1 protein-coding gene is annotated in these 629 nt (G+C 43.1%); it reads right to left on the bottom strand.

What is annotated here, in order from left to right; all coding sequences use genetic code 11:
* Positions 1-629: SprB repeat-containing protein (locus OEW74_RS19570; RefSeq protein WP_265430079.1), on the bottom strand; the 629-nt coding region annotated here is incomplete at both ends.

Raw genomic sequence — 629 nt, 5'->3', positions numbered from 1 at the left:
AGTCGTTGCACTCATCACTGTTGGCTGAGTGATTGTTACTGTTCTCGTAATTGTACATGCATTAGCATCTGTTACTGTTACGGTATAAGCTCCTGCTGCTAAACCTGTTGCTGTTGCTGCAGTTCCACCGCTTGGAGACCATGAATAAGTGTAAGGTGCTGTTCCACCTGTTACAACAATACTTGCTGTTCCGTTAGATCCTCCGTTACATGAAATATTTGTTTGAGAAGTCGTTGCACTCATTGCTGTTGGCTGAGTTACAGTAGCACTTACTGTTCTTGTACATCCGTTAGCATCAGTAATCGTTACCGTGTAAGTTCCAGCTGCCAAATTAGTACGATCTTCTGTGGTGATTCCTCCTCCCCAGTTGAAAGTATAAGGTGCTGTTCCACCAGTTGGTGTTAAGTTAATAGCTCCTGTTGAACTACCGTTACATGCAATATTAGTAACAACTGTTGTTCCTGAAATTGCTGTTGGCTGAGTGATTGTTATCGTTCTCGTAATTGTACATGCATTAGCATCTGTTACTGTTACTGTGTAAGTTCCTGCTGCTAAACCTGTTGCCGTTGCTGCAGTTCCACCGCTTGGAGACCATGAATAAGTGTATGGAGCTGTTCCACCTGTTACAA

Source organism: Chryseobacterium sp. YIM B08800, assembly GCF_026163565.1.
GTDB lineage: Bacteria > Bacteroidota > Bacteroidia > Flavobacteriales > Weeksellaceae > Chryseobacterium.
The sequence above is the reverse complement of the archived record's forward strand: the minus strand, read 5'-3'. Positions and strand labels throughout refer to the sequence as shown.